Origin of the sequence: Mycobacterium sp. PDNC021, assembly GCF_048282635.1 — a bacterium.
Taxonomy (GTDB): Bacteria; Actinomycetota; Actinomycetes; order Mycobacteriales; family Mycobacteriaceae; genus Mycobacterium; species Mycobacterium llatzerense.
The window spans coordinates 1,735,202-1,751,339 of record NZ_CP182502.1; the positions used below are offsets into that span (position 1 = coordinate 1,735,202).

Below are 16,138 nucleotides of genomic sequence, written 5' to 3' on the forward strand. Positions count from 1 at the left end.
AGCGACATGACCTCGGCAGGAATCCTGGGCAATGCCCGGAAAACGTTGGGCACAAAGGTATTTGGCCTTCTGGATGAGCTCACCGAGCGGATCGGCACCACCGGGGAACCGCTGGCCGAGCCGCCGCCGGGCAGCGGGCTGAAGCCGGTGATGGGGGAGCGCGGACTGCCGGGGCTGGGCAAGACAGTCGAGGTGCTGCTGCACGGCCAGGAATCGGCACTCCGGTACTACGCCAAATACGGCCCCGTCACCTGGAGTCATGCTTTCGCGACGCGGGTGGTGTGGGCGCTCGGTCCGGATGCGGTGCAGGAGGTGCTCACCAACCGCAGCAAGGCCATGTCCCAGGCCGGTTGGGAGTACTTCATCGGCCCGTTCTTCACCCGTGGCTTGATGCTGCTCGACGGCCAGGAACACCTCCTGCACCGGCGGATCATGCAGGTGGCGTTCACCCGGACCCGTCTCGTGGCGTACCAGGAGCAGGTCCAGGCGGTCATCGACGCCACCTTGCCGAGCTGGCCGACCGATCAGCCGATGCTGATGTACCCGGCGATCAAGAACACCTCGCTCGAGATCGCCACCCGGGTGTTCATGGGCGCCGAGCCCAGCGCGGAATCCCAGGAGCTGATCGAGGCGTTCGAGGATGCGGTACGGGCCGGCACGGGTTACATCCGCCGCCCGGTGCCCGTGCTGCCCACCCGATGGAACCGCGGGCTGATCGGCAGGCAGAAACTCGAGAAGTACTTCCGCGAGCTGATCCCGGCCAAGCGGGCGTCTGCCGACGACGACCTGTTCGCCACGCTGTGTCGGGTCGAGACCGAGGACGGTGAGAAGTTCACCGACGACGACATCGTGAACCACATGATCTTCCTGATGATGGCGGCGCACGACACCTCGACCATCACCGCCACCGCGATGGTCTACTACCTGGCCAAGCACCCCGAGTGGCAGGACAAGTGCCGCGCGGAATCGCTGGTCCTCGGCGACCCCGGCCACATCGGCATCGACGATCTGGAAACGCTCGAGACGCTGGAGTTGGTCTTCAAGGAGTCGATGCGGCTGGTCGCACCCGTGCCTGCCATGGTGCGCAAGACCACCGAGGACATCGACCTGGCCGGTTACTACGTGCCGGCAGGCACCATGATCTCCGTCGCACCGGGGGCCACCCACGAGCTGGGGGACTCCTGGACCAATTCGCACGCATTCGATCCGCTCCGGTTCGAAGAGCCACGCAGCGAGCACAAGGAACACCGCTTCGGGTACGTGCCGTTCGGTGGTGGCGCCCACAAGTGCATCGGCATGACGTTCGGATCTGCCGAGGTGAAAGCGCTGCTGCACAAGATGCTGCTCCGCTATCGGTTCGAAATCCCGGCGGACTATGAGCTCGAGTGGGACCACACCTCGCTCGTGGTGCCCACCGACGACTTCCCGGTGACCCTGCGGCCACTGGCACCCTGACAGGCGTCGCCGCGGATTCAGTGCGGAGCAGTTGGTGCAGCACGCTGTAGGAACTGTGTGCCGGCGTCCGCTGCAGCCTGCCCGCGGCGGCTCAGTTCGGTGATGCAGAACAGCGCAAGGTCAATCGAGCCGTAGACGTGAAACGCGATCATCGCGAGCTGTGACAACTGCTCGGTTGTCATGCGTTCGGGATAGGCGATATCCCGTACGTAAACGATGTCGGCTTCGAGCAATTGGTTCCCGCCGCGGCGGAAATCACCACCGAAAACAGTTGGCGCGATCGCCCATCGCTTTATCGCCGGAAACGAATGCGGCAGAAATCCCTGGCGTCGTAGTTCGATGTCCACGTCGCCGAAAGTCGGCTGGCCCTCGTAAAGGGGCACGAACGACACCTCTGTTTGGATTGCGACAGCGTTCTTCAACTTCTCGCGACCATGCCGGAACACCATCAGTTCCCCGCCCTGGACGTCGATCTTGAGCAGGTCGAAGTCGGCGACGTCGTCGATGTCGTCGAGGCGATGCGTCTGCACGTCGATCTCCTCGATCACTGCGCCCCACTCAGGGAATCCGTTGAACAGGCGGAGTTGCTTCGGGTCGGGAGTGAGAAGGCTCGTCATTCCCGATGCCGCGGTGATCTTCAAGCGATGCCGTTGCCCGTCGCCGACGACATGGGGCAGATACTTCTCCCTGGCGCCCTTTCGTCGCTCCAGTTCGCCCAGCGCAGCTTCTTGTGGCTCGAATCCGATCACCGTGCAGAGCGCCGACTCCAGCATCTCCTGATATGGAGGATCGCCGTCGATCGGATTCGCGCCGATGTCCAGGACGCTGGAAAGGCGCGAGCAGCAGACCAAATCGTGGATCGGTGACGTGGCGACAGAAGTCATGGGCGAACCTTCGCGAGGAAATCTCGAAGATCGAAGCTACCAAGGTTTCGCGGCCGGCAGCGGAAATATTGACGAGATTGCAATTTACTGCCGGGCTGGTGCCCCGCCCCCTCCTACACCCTGTAGTTGGTCCATTCGCGTGCGGCTGGGACACTGGTGACCATGCGCTCTACCGACGTCTCCGCGAAACTGTTCGCCGACGCGTCGACCGTGATCCCGGGCGGGGTCAACTCGCCCGTGCGGGCCTTCAGCTCGGTCGGCGGCACCCCTGCATTCATCACCTCGGCCAACGGCTACTGGCTGACCGACGCCGACGGCAACCGCTACGTCGATCTGGTGTGCTCCTGGGGGCCGATGATCCTGGGCCACGCCCACCCGGCAGTGGTCGAGGCCGTACGGACCACCGCGGTCAACGGCCTGTCCTTCGGTGCGCCGACGCCCGCGGAGACGGAGCTGGCGCGCGAGATCATCGACCGGGTCGCGCCCGTCGAGCGCATCCGCTTCGTCAACTCCGGCACCGAAGCCACGATGAGCGCCATCCGGCTGGCCCGCGGCTTCACCGGCCGGCCCAAGATCATCAAGTTCTCCGGCTGCTACCACGGCCACAGCGACGCGCTGCTGGCCGATGCCGGCTCTGGCGTGGCCACTTTGGGCCTGCCGTCGTCGCCCGGCGTCACGGGTGCGGCAGCGGCCGACACCATCGTGCTGCCGTACAACGACCTGGACGCGGTGCGTCAGACCTTCGCCGCCATCGGTGATCAGATCGCCTGTGTGATCACCGAGGCCAGCCCCGGCAACATGGGCACCGTCCCGCCGGCCGAGGGCTACAACGCCGCGCTGCGGCAGATCACCGCCGAGCATGGCGCGCTGCTCATCATCGATGAGGTGATGACGGGTTTCCGCGTGAGCCGCGGCGGTTGGTACGGCCTCGATCCCGTCGCCGCCGACCTGTTCACCTTCGGCAAGGTGATGAGCGGCGGCCTGCCCGCCGCGGCCTTCGGCGGCCGCACCGAGGTGATGGAACGCCTGGCTCCGCTGGGGCCGGTGTACCAGGCCGGGACGCTGTCCGGGAACCCCGTGGCGATGGCCGCCGGCCTGGCCACGCTGCGCGCCGCCGACGACGCCGTCTACCGCGCCCTGGACGTGAACGCCGACCGGCTCTCCGGGCTCATCGGTGACGCGCTGACCGAAGCGTCTGTGGCGCACCGGATTTCGCGGGCCGGGAACTTCCTGACGGTGTTCTTCGGTGACGCGCCCGTCACCGACTTCGCGTCCGCCAAGGCTACCGAGACCTGGCGTTACCCGGCTTTCTTCCACGCCCTGCTGGACGCCGGGGTGTACCCGCCGTGCAGTGCCTTCGAAACCTGGTTCGTCTCGGCCGCACTCGACGACGCTGCGTTCGACCGGATCGCCGACGCGCTGCCCGCCGCCGCGCGGGCCGCCGCTCAAGCTCAGGAGCCCGCATGACCGACAAGACGATCGTGCACGTGATGCGTCACGGCGAGGTCCACAATCCGGACCAGATCCTCTACGGCCGCAAGCCCGATTTCCACCTCTCCGAACGCGGCCAGGCCCAGGCCGCGGCGGTCGCCGGCTGGCTGGCCGAACGCGACATCGTCTACGTCGTGGCCTCGCCGCTGGAGCGCGCGCAGGAGACCGCGACGCCCATCGCGGCCCGGCACGGCCTGCCCATCGACACCGATCCGCACCTCATCGAGTCGGAGAATGTCTTTGAGGGACAGCGGGTTTCACCCGGCGACGGCGCCCTGCGTGACCCGCGCAACTGGTGGCACCTGCGCGACCCGAAGACCCCGTCGTGGGGCGAACCGTACAAGCACATCGCCGAGCGCATGACCGGCGCCGTCGACCGGGCCCGGATCAAGGGCGCGGGCCACGAGGCGGTGTGCGTCAGCCATCAGCTGCCGGTCGAGACGCTGCGGCGCGCGATGCTGGGCAAGAAGCTGCACCACTTCCCGACCAGGCGGATGTGCAACCTGGCGTCGGTGACCTCGTTCTACTTCCACGGCGACCAGATGGTCGGCTGGGCTTACGCGGAGCTGGCCGGACAGTGATTTCGCGGGTGGCCCGTGCTCGGGTGGTGATGGTGGCTGTATCGATGGCCGCCGCACTGCTGGTCGGCTGCTCCACCGGTGACGACGCCGTCGCTCAGGGCGGCACCTTCGAATTCGTGGCCCCCGGCGGTAAGACCGACATCTTCTACGACCCGCCCGCCAGCCGTGGCAAGCCCGGCGCGGTGCGTGGGCCGTCGCTCGCGGATCCCTCGAAAACCCTATCCCTGGACGACTTTTCGGGTCAGGTCGTGGTGATCAACGTCTGGGGCCAGTGGTGCGGCCCGTGCCGTTCGGAGATCTCCGAACTGGAGAAGGTGTACGAGGCCACAAGGGGTCGCGGCGTGGCTTTTCTAGGCATCGACGTGCGGGACAACAACCGGCAGTCCGCCGTCGACTTCGTCGTCGACCACAAGGTGACGTTCCCGTCCATCTACGACCCGGCGATGCGCACCATGATCGCGTTCGGCGGCAAATACCCGACGACGGTCATCCCGTCGACGCTGGTGCTGGACCGCGAGCACCGGGTGGCCGCGGTGTTCCTGCGGGAACTGCTGGCCGACGATCTCAAGCCCGTCGTCGAACGGCTCGCCGAAGAAGGCAAGGCATGACCTCCTTCGCCGAGACCGCCGCGGCTGGACCGCTGTTGGTGGCCATCGGGGTGAGCGTGCTGGCCGGTCTGGTGTCGTTCGCCTCGCCGTGCGTGGTGCCGCTGGTGCCCGGGTATCTGTCGTATCTGGCCGCGGTGGTCGGGGTGGACGACGACGATGCGGCAGGCGCCGCGGGGTCCATGAAGGTGCGCACCGCGCGCTGGCGGGTCGCCGGCGCGGCGGCGCTGTTCGTCGCGGGCTTCACCGCGGTGTTCCTCATGGGCGCGGTCGCGGTCCTCGGCCTCACCACCACGCTGATCGCCAATCAGCTTCTGCTGCAACGCATCGGCGGCGTCGTCACGGTGCTGATGGGCCTGGTGTTCATCGGGCTGGTGCCCGCGCTGCAGCGACAGGTGCGGTTCACGCCGCGGCAGGTGTCGACGGTCCTGGGCGCCCCGCTGCTCGGGGCGGTGTTCGGTCTCGGCTGGACGCCGTGCCTGGGCCCGACGCTCACCGGCGTCATCGCCGTGGCCTCGGCCAGTGACGGCGCCAGCGTCGCCCGCGGTATCGCTCTGGTGATCGCGTACTGCCTGGGTCTCGGAATTCCGTTCGTGCTGTTGGCCTTCGGCTCGGCCCGTGCCGTGCAGGGGCTGGGCTGGCTGCGCCGGCACACCCGCGCCATCCAGATCTTCGGCGGGCTGCTGCTGATCGTGGTGGGCACGGCGCTGGTCACCGGCGTGTGGAACGACTTCACTTCGTGGGTGCGCGACGCCTTCGTCAGCAACGTGAGGCTCCCGATATGACCGACGTTTCCTCGCCCGAAGATGTGCAGGGCACCGACACCCGGCGCCCCGGCCCCATCTCGCGGGTGGTCGCGCTGTTCCGCAACACCTGGCGCAACCTGACGTCGATGGGCACCGCGCTGGTGCTGTTGTTCCTGCTGGCCCTCGGCGCCGTCCCGGGTGCACTGCTGCCGCAGCGCTCGCTCAACGCCAGCAAGGTTGACGAATACCTGGCGCAGCACCCGACGATCGGCCCGTGGCTGGACAGGGTGCAGGCCTTCTCGGTGTTCTCGAGCTTCTGGTTCACCTCGATCTACGTGCTGCTGTTCATCTCGCTCGTGGGCTGCCTGACGCCGCGCATGCTCGAGCACGTCCGCAGCCTGCGCGCCATCCCCGTGCCCGCCCCGCGGAACCTGACGCGGCTGCCCAAGCACGCCGAAGCCGTCGTTCCCGGCGAGCCGGATGCCGTCGCCGAGCAGATGACCAAGCGGCTCAAAGGCTGGCGGCAGACCACCCGCACCCTGGAGGACGGCACTCGCGAGATTTCCGCCGAGAAGGGCTACCTGCGCGAGTTCGGCAACATCGTCTTCCACTTCTCGCTGCTGGGCCTGCTGGTCGCCATCGCGTTCGGCAAGCTGTTCGGCTACGAGGGCAACGTCATCGTCATCGCCGACGGCGGGCCCGGGTTCTGCTCGGCGTCGCCGGCCGCATTCGACTCGTTCCGCGCCGGCAACGTCGTCGACGGCACCGCGCTGCACCCCAGCTGCCTGCGCGTGCACGACTTCGACGCCCGGTACCTGCCCAGCGGGCAGGCCACCGCATTCGCGGCCAACATCGACTACCAGGACGGCGCTGACCTGGTCAGCGGCACCTGGCGGCCGTACCGGCTCGAGGTCAACCACCCGCTGCGCATCGGTGGCGAGCGCATCTACCTGCAGGGACACGGCTACGCGCCGACCTTCACCGTCACCTTCCCGAATGGGCAGACCCGTACGTCGACGGTGCAGTGGAAGCCCGAGAACGCGCTGACCATGCTGTCGTCGGGCGTGATGCGCGTCGACCCGCCTGGCGGTACCTATCCCGACGACCGCGAGCGGCGCAAGCACCAGATCGCCATCCAGGGGCTGTTCGCGCCGACCGCCGAACTCGACGGCAAGCTGCTGTCCTCGAGCTTCCCGGCGATGAACGCGCCCGCGGTGGCCATCGACATCTACCGTGGCGACAGCGGCCTGGACAGTGGTAAGCCGCAATCCTTGTTCTCGCTGGACCCCAGCCTCATCGAGCAGAAGCGGCTCATCAAGCAGGCGCGCGTCAACCTGAAGGCCGGCGAGCAGACCAAGCTGGACGACGGCACCATCGTGAAGTTCGACGGCGCGGTGCCGTTCATCAACGTGCAGGTCTCGCACGACCCGGCGCAGGTGTGGGTGTTGGTGTTCGCGCTGACCATGATGGCCGGGCTGGTGGTGTCATTGGTGGTGCGCCGCCGCCGCGTCTGGATTCGGATCGTGTCGGCCCAGCCGGGTACCGTCAACGTCGAGCTCGGCGGCCTGGCCCGGACGGACAACTCGGGGTGGGGTGACGAGTTCGAGCGACTCACCGCGCGGCTGGTGAGAGGAACGGAAGCATGAACGGTCAGCGAGTAGCGAAGGCGGATCGCGCATGAACACAGAGCACATCGATGTCGACCTGGCCCGGTACTCGGACTGGGCGTTCACCACGTCCGTAGTGGTGCTGGTCGGTGCCCTGCTGCTGCTGGCCGTCGAGCTGGCGTACAGCCGTGGCCGCAAGGTCGAGAGCCGGGAACTGGTCGCCGCGGGTGTCGGCGCCGACAGCATGACGCCGGGTGTCGTGATCGACGCGCCGGAGCGGACGGCTGACGAGCGCATCGGTCGCGTCGGGCTCGCCCTGGTGTACGTCGGGATCGCGATGCTGTTCGCCTGCATCGTCCTGCGCGGTCTGGCCACCACGCGCGTGCCGTGGGGCAACATGTACGAGTTCATCAACCTGACCAGCTTCTGCGGGTTGATCGCCGCCGCGGTTGTGCTACGCAAGCCGCAGTTCCGCGCGCTGTGGGTCTTCGTGCTGGTGCCCGAACTGATCCTGCTGTCCGTCTCCGGAAAATGGCTGTACACCAACGCGGCCCCGGTGATGCCCGCGCTGCAGTCGTACTGGCTGCCCATCCACGTCTCGGTGGTCAGCATCGGCTCCGGCGTCTTCCTGGTCGCCGGTGTGGCGAGCATCCTGTTCCTGCTGAAGATGTCGCCGCTGGCCGACCGCGACAATGGCTTCGGCCGGATGATCCAGCGCCTGCCCGATGCCCAGACGCTGGACCGCATCGCCTACCGGACCACCATCTTCGCGTTCCCGATCTTCGGGTTCGGCGTCATTTTCGGGGCGATCTGGGCGGAAGAAGCGTGGGGCCGCTACTGGGGCTGGGACCCCAAGGAGACGGTGTCGTTCGTCGCCTGGGTGGTCTACGCCGCGTACCTGCACGCCCGCTCCACCGCCGGCTGGCGCGACAAGAAGGCCGCGTGGATCAACGTCGTCGGCTTCGTCGCGATGGTGTTCAACCTGTTCTTCATCAACCTGGTGACCGTCGGCCTGCATTCGTACGCAGGGGTCGGCTGAGCTTGGCTTCGTTCCGCGCTCAGGGCCGGTTCAAGGATCCGGCCGATTCAGTCGGTGTGCCCGCGCCCGCTGCGGCGCCGGAGTCCCGGATCGTCATCGCGCACGCGGTCACGCCCGTCCTGGCGGTGAAACCCGCGAAACCGCGGAGCCTGGACCCTGCGACTGTCGCACTGCTGAGCCGGCCGAGTCGCGCGCCGTCGACCGGCTGGCGTAAAGCGCTGTACTACGCGACGGGCACCCTGCTCAACCCCGGCGAGAGCCCCCTGACCCTGCGCCGCAACGCCCTCACCGCGCAGATCAACCGGCCGCTGCGGGACTGCTATCGGATCGCGGTGCTGTCCCTGAAGGGCGGCGTCGGTAAGACGACCATCACCGCGACGCTCGGCGCGACGTTCGCGTCGATCCGCGGCGACCGGGTCATCGCGGTGGACGCCAACCCGGACCGCGGCACCCTCAGCCAGAAGGTGCCGCTGGAAACGCCGGCGACGGTCCGTCACCTCCTGCGCGACGCCGAGGGCATCTCCAGCTACAGCGACGTCCGCAACTACACCTCGCGCGGCGAGAGCGAGCTCGAGGTGCTGGCGTCGGAGAGCGATCCGGCGGTGTCGGAAGCGTTCAGTTCGGAGGACTACGCCCGCACTCTGGCGGTGCTGCAGCCGTACTACCGGCTGGTGCTGACCGACTGTGGCACCGGCATGCTGCATTCGGCGATGGGCGCGGTGCTCGATCACGCCGACGTGCTCGTCGTGATCAGCTCGGGCTCGGTCGATGGGGCACGCAGCGCGGCGGCGACGCTCGACTGGCTCGATGCCCACGGCCATCAGGAGTTGGTGCGCAACGCCGTCGCGGTGGTCAACGCGGTGCGTCCGCGATCCGGCAAGGTCGATCTGCGCAAGGTGGTCGATCATTTCGGCCGCCGGTGCCGGTCGGTGCAGTTGGTGCCGTTCGATCCGCACCTGGAGGAGGGTGCCGAGATCAGCCTGGACCGGCTCCGGGCGGACACCCGAGATGCGTTGCTGGAATTGGCCGTGGCCGTCGCCGACGGATTTCCGCTGTCGCTGTAGCGCGCGCGCTAAGAACCGAGCCGACGCAGGAATTCAGGATCGTCGTCGGGGCCGATGACGCGGGTCGTCGGGCGCGCGGCGGTAGCGCGAGTGGCGCGCCAGCCGACGTAGGCCAACAGCGCCAGCAGCGCGATCAGGAGCAGGAACTGCACGTAAAACCTCCTTTGTTCGAATATACGCGTCCGTCGGTAAACTCGTACGGTGTCTGATGCGCCAGCTACCCCGTCCCTGCCACGTTTGCTGCTCGATGTCTTTCTCTACGCGCTTGCCCGCCTGCTGCTGGTAGCGGCGATTGCGGGAGCGATCTTCGGTGTTGTTCAGTTGCTGGGCATCCGCAACTTCCCGGCGATGGTGGCGTTGCTGTTCGCGCTGGTCCTCGGAATGCCGCTGGGCATCTGGCTGTTCGCGCCGCTGCGCCGCCGGGCCACTGCCGGGATCGCCGCCGTCGACGAGCGCCGCCGCGCCGAGCGCGAGCAGCTGCGGGCCCGCTTGCACGGCGAGGATTCCTCCGGCGACTGACCCCGCTCCGATTCCTACGGTTTGATCACCAGCACGGCGGTCACCAGGGCAGCCCACACCAGCATCGTCAGCCCGGTGTCGCGCAGCACCGGGATCAGCTCGCGGCCGCCGAGCCCGGAACGCACCGGCTTGGCCGCGCGCACCGCCAGCGGAGCCGCCGCGAAGCCGACCAGGCACCAGGGTGTGGCGAGCGCCAGGACCGCGGTCAGCAGGAACGGCAGCGCCGTCAGCACCTGGAACAGCTGGCGGGTGCGCGCATCGCCGAGCCGCACCGCGAGGGTGATCTTGCCGGACACCTGATCGGTGGGAATGTCGCGAAGGTTGTTGGCCACCAGCACTGCCGACGACAACGATCCGACCGCGACCGCGAGCACCAGTCCCACCCAGTCGATCCGCAGGGCCTGGGTGTACTGCGTACCGAGCACGGCGACCAGCCCGAAGAACACGAAGACCGCGACCTCGCCGAGTCCCCGATAGCCGTACGGGTTGGTGCCGCCGGTGTACAACCAGGCCCCGGCGATACATGCCGCGCCGATGGCGATCAGCCACGGCTGGCTCACCAGGGCCAGCGCCAGGCCGGTTCCCGCGCCGACGCACAGGCTGATCACCGCCGCCGCCAGCACCGCCTGTGGCGAAGCCAACTTGGCGCCGACCAGGCGGACCGGCCCGGACCGGTCGTCATCGGTGCCGCGGATGCCGTCGGAATAGTCGTTGGCGTAGTTGACGCCGATGATCAATGCCACCGAAACCACAAGGGCCAGAGCGGCTTTCCACCACACCGCGCCGCCCACCCAGGCCGCGGCGCCGGTACCTGCCAGCACCGGAGCGACGGCATTCGGGAGGGTCCGTGGTCGGGCACCCTCAATCCACTGCGAAAGACTGGCCACGCGCGCAATCGTCCCACGCCCCTACACTTATCGGCATGAAGGATCGGCTCAGCAAGAACGAGATTCGCAAAGACGTCGTTCAGGAATCCGTCGAAGCGGTTGCCGGCACCGTCGGCGAGGTCATGAACATCGTCGTCACTGCCGTCAAGGACGTGGCGAGCTCCATCGGCGCCCTGGCCACCGATGCGTTCGAAATCCGTGACGGCGCCCGGCGGGCCCGCGCACAACTGGACGAGGACCGTGAGGACAGCGCTGATGAGGCCGACGACGCGGAGGCGCCCGCGCCGACGCCGGTCACGGCCGTGCAGCCGGAAACCGAGGACGCACCCAAGGCTCCCGCGACCGACGCCGAATAACGGATGCTGGGAGTCATCGGCGGTAGCGGTTTCTACACGTTCTTCGGGGATGACGCGCGCACCGTCAGCGTGGACACGCCCTACGGCGCGCCGAGCGCGCCGATCACCGTCGGGTCCGTCGGCGGGCACGAGGTGGCGTTCCTGCCGCGGCACGGGCTCAAGCACGAATACTCGCCGCACACCGTGCCGTACCGGGCCAACATGTGGGCGCTGCGGTCGCTCGGGGTGCGCCGGATTTTCGCGCCGTGCGCCGTCGGTAGCCTGACCGCGGATCTCGGCCCCGGCGCGGTGGTCGTGCCTGATCAGCTGGTGGACCGCACCCGCAGCCGCGAGGACACCTACTTCGATGCCGGTGGCATCCACGTCGGTTTCGCTGATCCGTATTGTCCGACGCTGCGTGCCGTGGCGGCCGAGCAGCCCGGCGTCGTCGACGGCGGCACCATGGTGGTCATTCAGGGGCCCCGCTTCTCCACCCGGGCCGAGAGCCAGTGGTTCGCGACGCAGGGGTTCACCCTGGTGAACATGACCGGCTACCCCGAGGCAGTCCTGGCCCGGGAACTCGAGATGTGCTATGCGGCAATAGCTTTGGTGACCGATCTGGACGCCGGTATCGAGGCCGGTGCCGGCGTCACCGCGGTCGACGTCTTCGCCGAGTTCGAGCGGAACACCCCGATGTTCAAGGCGTTGGTGCAGCAGGCTCTCGCCACGGTCCCCGCGGAACGGACCTGTACCCAGTGCCTGGCCCACGCCGGGCTGGCGTTGCCGTTTGAGCTGCCCTGATCAGCCAGGCTCTTGACACCCGTCAAGACGGGGTGGCAGAACTGACGGGGTGACTTCCCGCATCTGCGAACAGCTCGGCATCGATTTCCCGCTCTTCGCCTTCAGCCACTGCCGCGACGTGGTCGCCGCGGTCACCAACGCCGGCGGCTTCGGCGTGCTGGGCGCGACGGCGTATACGCCCGAGCAGTTGGATCGCGAGTTGGCCTGGATCGACGATCACGTCGGCGGCCGGCCCTACGGTGCGGACATCATCGTGCCGGCGAAATTCGAGGGCAAGGGCGAGAACCTCTCCGACGGCCAGCTGGCCGACCGAATCCCTTCGGAATACCGGGAATTCGTCACCCAGCTGCTCGCCGACCACGGCATCGAGCCGGATGAGCGGGCCCGCACCGGCGGGTCGGTGCTGTCCGGCAACACCGGGCACGAATTGCTCGACGTGGCGATGAGCCACCCCATCAAGCTGATCGCCAATGCCCTTGGGGTGCCGCCGGACTACATGATCGAGGCGGGCCGCGAGCGGGGGATTCCGGTGGCCGCGCTGGTCGGCGCCAAGGAGCACGCCGTCAAACAGGTCGCGGCCGGAGTGGACATCATTGTCGCGCAAGGTACCGAGGCCGGCGGCCACTGCGGCGAGGTGTCGACGCTTGTCGTGGTGCCGGAAGTCATTGAGGCCATTGATGATGCGGTGCCCGTGCTGGCCGCGGGCGGCATCGTCACCGGTCGGCAGATGGCCGCCGTGGTCGCGCTCGGCGCCGCCGGGGCGTGGACCGGTTCGGTGTGGCTGACCACCGAGGAAGCCGAGACCGCGCCGGCCACCAAGCAGAAGATGCTCGCCGCGACCTCACGCGACACCGTCCGGTCCGCGGGGCGGACCGGAAAGCCTGCCCGCCAACTGGTTTCGGACTGGACCGACGCTTGGGCGCCGAAAGACGGTGGCCGCAAACCGCTGCCGCTGCCATTGCAGAACATGCTGAGCGAGCCGGTGATCCGCCGCATCGATCGGCTTGCCGCCCAAGGACATCCGGGCGCCCAGCAGCTGGCGACCTACTTCGTCGGCCAGGGCGTCGGCCTGATGAACAAGGTCAAGCCCGCCCGCGAGGTGGTTCGCGAGTTCATCGAGGACTACCTGACCGCCACGGAGCGACTGAACCGGTCGCTGCCATAGGCGAATCGTGCACAAATCACTCAGTCACGGCTCGATGGCGCGGCGACCTTCACGGAGCTGACGGCGCTCGTCCGCGGCGTCGATGATCGTGGTGTCGCTGCCGCTGAGCGCTGTGTGGTCGACGCCCCGCAGCGGTGCGGTCGGCGCGAACGTGGCGTTCATCTGCGGTGCGGCCCACTGGGGTTCGACGCGCGGTTGGCTGCCCTGTCCGAGCGCCTGGCCCTGATCGGCCGCGCGCGGGCCCGACGACTGCTCGTGCTCGCTGTCGCTCACGGTGGTGCGGGAGGTACGCCGCAGGGTGAAGGTGATCTCCTCGAATTCCTCGATGACCTTCTGCGCGGAGCGCAGCTGCTGCACCGACGTGTCGATGACGCGGTCGACCACCGGCGCCACGGGTGCCATCAGCGGACGCAGCAGGCGGGCCGCGACCTTGGTGAGGTCGGGCAGCTGCGGCAGCGTCAGGCCACCGGCGGGCTGCGAGGTCGCGGGCACCGGCAGGTTCTCGGCGGGCGTGTCGTCGATCGGGACGAGTTCGGCCCTGACGGTCGGTTCGTCCGGGGCGCTGTCGGTTTCGGGCTCCGGGGCGGGCGCCGCGGCCAGCGAGCGTTGCTGCGGGTCGGGGAACGCCATGAGCTCGTCCCAGTCCGAGTACATCGGTTGCGGCTGCGCAGCCGGCCTCAGCACCTCGGCGGACGGGGCGGCGATCGCGTGCTGTGCGGGTTCGCCGGTGAGGGCCTCGGCCACGCGCTGGCGGTGGTATTCGCGGTTGATCTCCGCATCGGATTCCAGCGCCAGACGCATGGCGGCCAGCTGGTGCTCGGCCTTCAGGATCTCGGCTTCGGCCCGTACCTCGGCCTGCTTGACGGCGATGGCGGTCTCGGCCCGCAGCTCGGCCCGCAGCCGGGACTCGTCGTGGCGTTCGCGCATGGTCCGGTCCTGCCGGGCGTGCAGCAGCATCGGCAGCAGGTAGAGCAGGACGCAGACACCGATGACGGCGATGCGTGCCACCAGGGCGGCGGGCGTCTCGATGGTGTAGCCGTTCATCGCGATCCAGCGCGCGCCGAAGCCGCGGTCGGCGCCGACACCGGCCGCGTTACTGGCTGCCGTGACCGCGTGCTCGGCACCGGCGATCCGCGCGTCGAGGGTCGGGGCCCGCTCGTTCCGGGCGGCGAGGGCAGCGTCCAGCTCGCGCTGGTCGTGCGCGAGGGTGTCCTGCGTGTTCTGGGTGATCTGGCCGTCGCCGGGCACGCCGGTGACCGGCTGCTGGGCGCAGGACGGAGTCGGGTGGTACTCGCAGCGGGCCACGACCTGGGCGTCATCCCGACGCTGCCGGGCGGAGTCGACGGCCGCGTCGAGCGTGCCGCGGCTGGCACGCAGCGCGTCCAACTGTCCCTGAGCGGAGGTGACGGCCGGTGTCGTCGCGGCGCGGGCCGCGGCCAGGCTGTCCATGCGCTGGGAGATCGCGTTGCTGAACAGGGTCATCGCGGCCAGTTCGCCGACCAACAGGCCGATCGCGACAGCCAGAGCCACGCGGCCGGCCGTGCCGCGGGCGCTGGCGACCGTGCTGCGGATGGCCACGACCACCAGAACGCCGAAAATCAGGGTGACGGGCAGCACGACGGCCAGTGCCAGACCGGTGGACGGGGTCGCGACGGCGGCGGCGACGAGCCAGGCCAGCACACCTCCTGACCAGGTCAGGGCGGTCACCGCAGGGTGGTTGTCAGGCTGTCTGTGGGCAGGCATGGAAACTCCAACTCTTCCGGTCCGCGTTCCAGGGTCCCAGAGAGCCGGGCTCGCCACCGAATCAAGCGCTGATCCTGTGACCGGCATCACGGTCCGATCAGGCGTTTTTCTGGTATCTGAGCGTCAGCGCGCGGCGGTCGAGCTTGCCGATTCCGCGGCGGGGGAGTGCATCGAGCACATGGACCTCTCGCGGGGCGGCGGTCGCGGCCAGGGCTGCGCTCACCTGTTCCCGCAGGTCAGCGACGGTGGGTGCGTCCGCACCCGGATGGAGCACGACGGCCACGGCCACCCGCTGGCCCAGGCGTTCGTCGGGCACGCCGAACACCGCGCATTCGGCGATGGCCGGGTGGCCGGCCAAGGCCGATTCGACGAGGGCAGGCAGGACTTTGAGCCCGCCGGTGGCGATCGCGTCGTCGATCCGGCCCAGTACCCGTAGCACACCCGAATCATCCACGGCGCCAATGTCATCGGTGACGAACCAGCCGTCGACGAACGGAGACGGGTCGACCGGATTGCGGTAGCCGGAGGCCACCGTCGGCCCTCCGAGCGAGATCCGTCCGGTGTCGTCGATTCGCAACTGGACACCGGTCAACGGTGTTCCGCCATATATGCAGCCGCCGCAGGTTTCGCTCATCCCGTAGGTGCGCACCACGGAAACCCCTGCGGCCGCGGCCTTTTCGCCGAGACCCGGGGGCATCGGGCCGCCCCCGATCAGGACGGCGTCCAGTTCGGCCAGGGCTTCGGTGGCGGCGGGGTCGGCCAGAATCTTGGCCAGCTGCACCGAGACCAACGACGTGTAGCGCCGGCCCGAGCCCAAAGCCCGTACTGCCGACGGGAATTCGCTGACGTCGAATCCCGGATCCAGGGCGACGGGCGTGGTGCCGGCCCGCCGGCTCCGCACCAGGACCTGCAATCCGGCGACGTGGTAGGCGGGCAGGGCCAGCAGCCACCGGCCGGGGCCGCCGAGCCGGTCGTGGGTGGCGTCGGCACTGGCGTGCAGCGCAGACGCGGAAAGCAAGGCGCCCTTGGGGATTCCTGTCGAACCCGATGTCGAGACCACGAGCGCGACGGCGTCGTCGACGGGCTCACCGGCCCGCAACGTCTCGGTCAGCAGGGCGGCCTGCCGGTCGTCGTCGGCCGGGACCGGCAGCAGCGTGCCGCTGCCGTCCAGGGCCCGCTTCAGCTCGGGGAGCAGGGCAAGGGCCGCAGCGCCGGA

At 68.6% G+C, this 16,138-nt stretch carries 17 protein-coding genes; 12 read left to right on the forward strand and 5 right to left on the reverse strand.

The features are described 5' to 3' along the window. Positions 1-6 precede the first annotated feature (6 nt). A complete protein-coding gene (locus ACNO8X_RS08065; protein WP_418004870.1) occupies positions 7-1,455 on the forward strand; it encodes a cytochrome P450 in 1,449 nt (482 codons plus the stop codon). A 17-nt stretch (positions 1,456-1,472) separates the two neighbouring features. Here the strand turns inward: ACNO8X_RS08065 and ACNO8X_RS08070 are convergent, their stop codons facing one another. Further along, complete coding sequence (locus tag ACNO8X_RS08070; RefSeq protein WP_418004871.1) at positions 1,473-2,339, reverse strand: FkbM family methyltransferase; 867 nt, start codon at positions 2,337-2,339, stop codon at positions 1,473-1,475. Between the two features lie 162 nt (positions 2,340-2,501). Here ACNO8X_RS08070 and hemL point away from each other — a divergent pair, with 162 nt between their 5' ends. The 7 genes from hemL (at position 2,502) to ACNO8X_RS08105 (ending at position 9,472) form a co-directional block, all read left to right on the forward strand. Next, the gene (hemL, locus tag ACNO8X_RS08075) at positions 2,502-3,806 is read left to right on the forward strand and encodes a glutamate-1-semialdehyde 2,1-aminomutase (protein ID WP_418004872.1); all 1,305 of its coding nucleotides are present in this window, start codon (positions 2,502-2,504) and stop codon (positions 3,804-3,806) included. After that, positions 3,803-4,411 (forward strand): histidine phosphatase family protein, encoded by a 609-nt coding sequence (locus ACNO8X_RS08080; RefSeq protein WP_418004873.1) that lies wholly within the window; start codon positions 3,803-3,805, stop codon positions 4,409-4,411. The genes hemL and ACNO8X_RS08080 overlap by 4 nt, the downstream gene beginning before the upstream one ends. Positions 4,412-4,440: 29 nt before the next feature. Further along, a complete protein-coding gene (locus ACNO8X_RS08085; protein WP_418005817.1) occupies positions 4,441-5,019 on the forward strand; it encodes a TlpA disulfide reductase family protein in 579 nt (192 codons plus the stop codon). Then, a complete protein-coding gene (locus ACNO8X_RS08090; RefSeq protein WP_418004874.1) occupies positions 5,016-5,801 on the forward strand; it encodes a cytochrome c biogenesis CcdA family protein in 786 nt (261 codons plus the stop codon). Before ACNO8X_RS08085 ends, ACNO8X_RS08090 begins: the two co-directional genes overlap by 4 nt. 107 nt (positions 5,802-5,908) lie before the next feature. Then, positions 5,909-7,408, forward strand: coding sequence for a cytochrome c biogenesis protein ResB (locus ACNO8X_RS08095; RefSeq protein ID WP_418005818.1), 1,500 nt, complete (start codon positions 5,909-5,911; stop codon positions 7,406-7,408). 31 nt (positions 7,409-7,439) lie between these two features. After that, on the forward strand, positions 7,440-8,408 hold the full coding sequence (gene ccsB, locus ACNO8X_RS08100) for a c-type cytochrome biogenesis protein CcsB (protein ID WP_133761072.1): 969 nt from the start codon (positions 7,440-7,442) through the stop codon (positions 8,406-8,408). A 2-nt stretch (positions 8,409-8,410) separates the two neighbouring features. After that, complete coding sequence (locus ACNO8X_RS08105; protein ID WP_418004875.1) at positions 8,411-9,472, forward strand: MinD/ParA family ATP-binding protein; 1,062 nt, start codon at positions 8,411-8,413, stop codon at positions 9,470-9,472. A gap of 8 nt (positions 9,473-9,480) precedes the next feature. Here ACNO8X_RS08105 and ACNO8X_RS08110 read toward each other — a convergent pair whose 3' ends face one another. After that, positions 9,481-9,624, reverse strand: a complete 144-nt coding sequence (locus ACNO8X_RS08110) for a hypothetical protein (RefSeq protein ID WP_267318817.1) — start codon at positions 9,622-9,624, stop codon at positions 9,481-9,483. Positions 9,625-9,673: 49 nt separating this feature from the next. Between ACNO8X_RS08110 and ACNO8X_RS08115 the strand changes: the two genes are divergently transcribed. After that, positions 9,674-9,991 (forward strand): DUF4229 domain-containing protein, encoded by a 318-nt coding sequence (locus ACNO8X_RS08115; RefSeq protein WP_418004876.1) that lies wholly within the window; start codon positions 9,674-9,676, stop codon positions 9,989-9,991. Positions 9,992-10,005: 14 nt separating this feature from the next. On the opposite strand, the gene ACNO8X_RS08120 is transcribed toward ACNO8X_RS08115, so the two are convergent. Then, positions 10,006-10,878, reverse strand: coding sequence for a 1,4-dihydroxy-2-naphthoate polyprenyltransferase (locus tag ACNO8X_RS08120; RefSeq protein WP_418004877.1), 873 nt, complete (start codon positions 10,876-10,878; stop codon positions 10,006-10,008). A gap of 35 nt (positions 10,879-10,913) precedes the next feature. On the opposite strand from ACNO8X_RS08120, the gene ACNO8X_RS08125 reads away from it, so the two are divergent. Genes ACNO8X_RS08125 through ACNO8X_RS08135 form a run of 3 tightly spaced genes read left to right on the forward strand, consistent with a single transcriptional unit; the run spans position 10,914 to position 13,179 of the window. Further along, positions 10,914-11,234 (forward strand): hypothetical protein, encoded by a 321-nt coding sequence (locus ACNO8X_RS08125; protein WP_260937057.1) that lies wholly within the window; start codon positions 10,914-10,916, stop codon positions 11,232-11,234. Positions 11,235-11,237: 3 nt separating this feature from the next. After that, positions 11,238-12,014, forward strand: a complete 777-nt coding sequence (locus ACNO8X_RS08130; protein ID WP_418004878.1) for an S-methyl-5'-thioadenosine phosphorylase — start codon at positions 11,238-11,240, stop codon at positions 12,012-12,014. Between the two features lie 49 nt (positions 12,015-12,063). After that, entirely contained in the window at positions 12,064-13,179 is a 1,116-nt protein-coding gene (locus ACNO8X_RS08135) for an NAD(P)H-dependent flavin oxidoreductase (RefSeq protein WP_418004879.1), read from the forward strand. A gap of 24 nt (positions 13,180-13,203) precedes the next feature. Here the strand turns inward: ACNO8X_RS08135 and ACNO8X_RS08140 are convergent, their stop codons facing one another. Together ACNO8X_RS08140 and menE are read right to left on the reverse strand one after the other, a co-directional pair. Beyond that, the gene (locus tag ACNO8X_RS08140) at positions 13,204-14,922 is read right to left on the reverse strand and encodes a DUF4407 domain-containing protein (protein WP_418004880.1); all 1,719 of its coding nucleotides are present in this window, start codon (positions 14,920-14,922) and stop codon (positions 13,204-13,206) included. A gap of 97 nt (positions 14,923-15,019) precedes the next feature. Beyond that, positions 15,020-16,117: an o-succinylbenzoate--CoA ligase gene (menE, locus tag ACNO8X_RS08145; RefSeq protein WP_418005819.1), complete on the reverse strand. Its 1,098-nt coding sequence runs from the start codon at positions 16,115-16,117 to the stop codon at positions 15,020-15,022. Between the last annotated feature and the right edge of the window lie 21 nt (positions 16,118-16,138).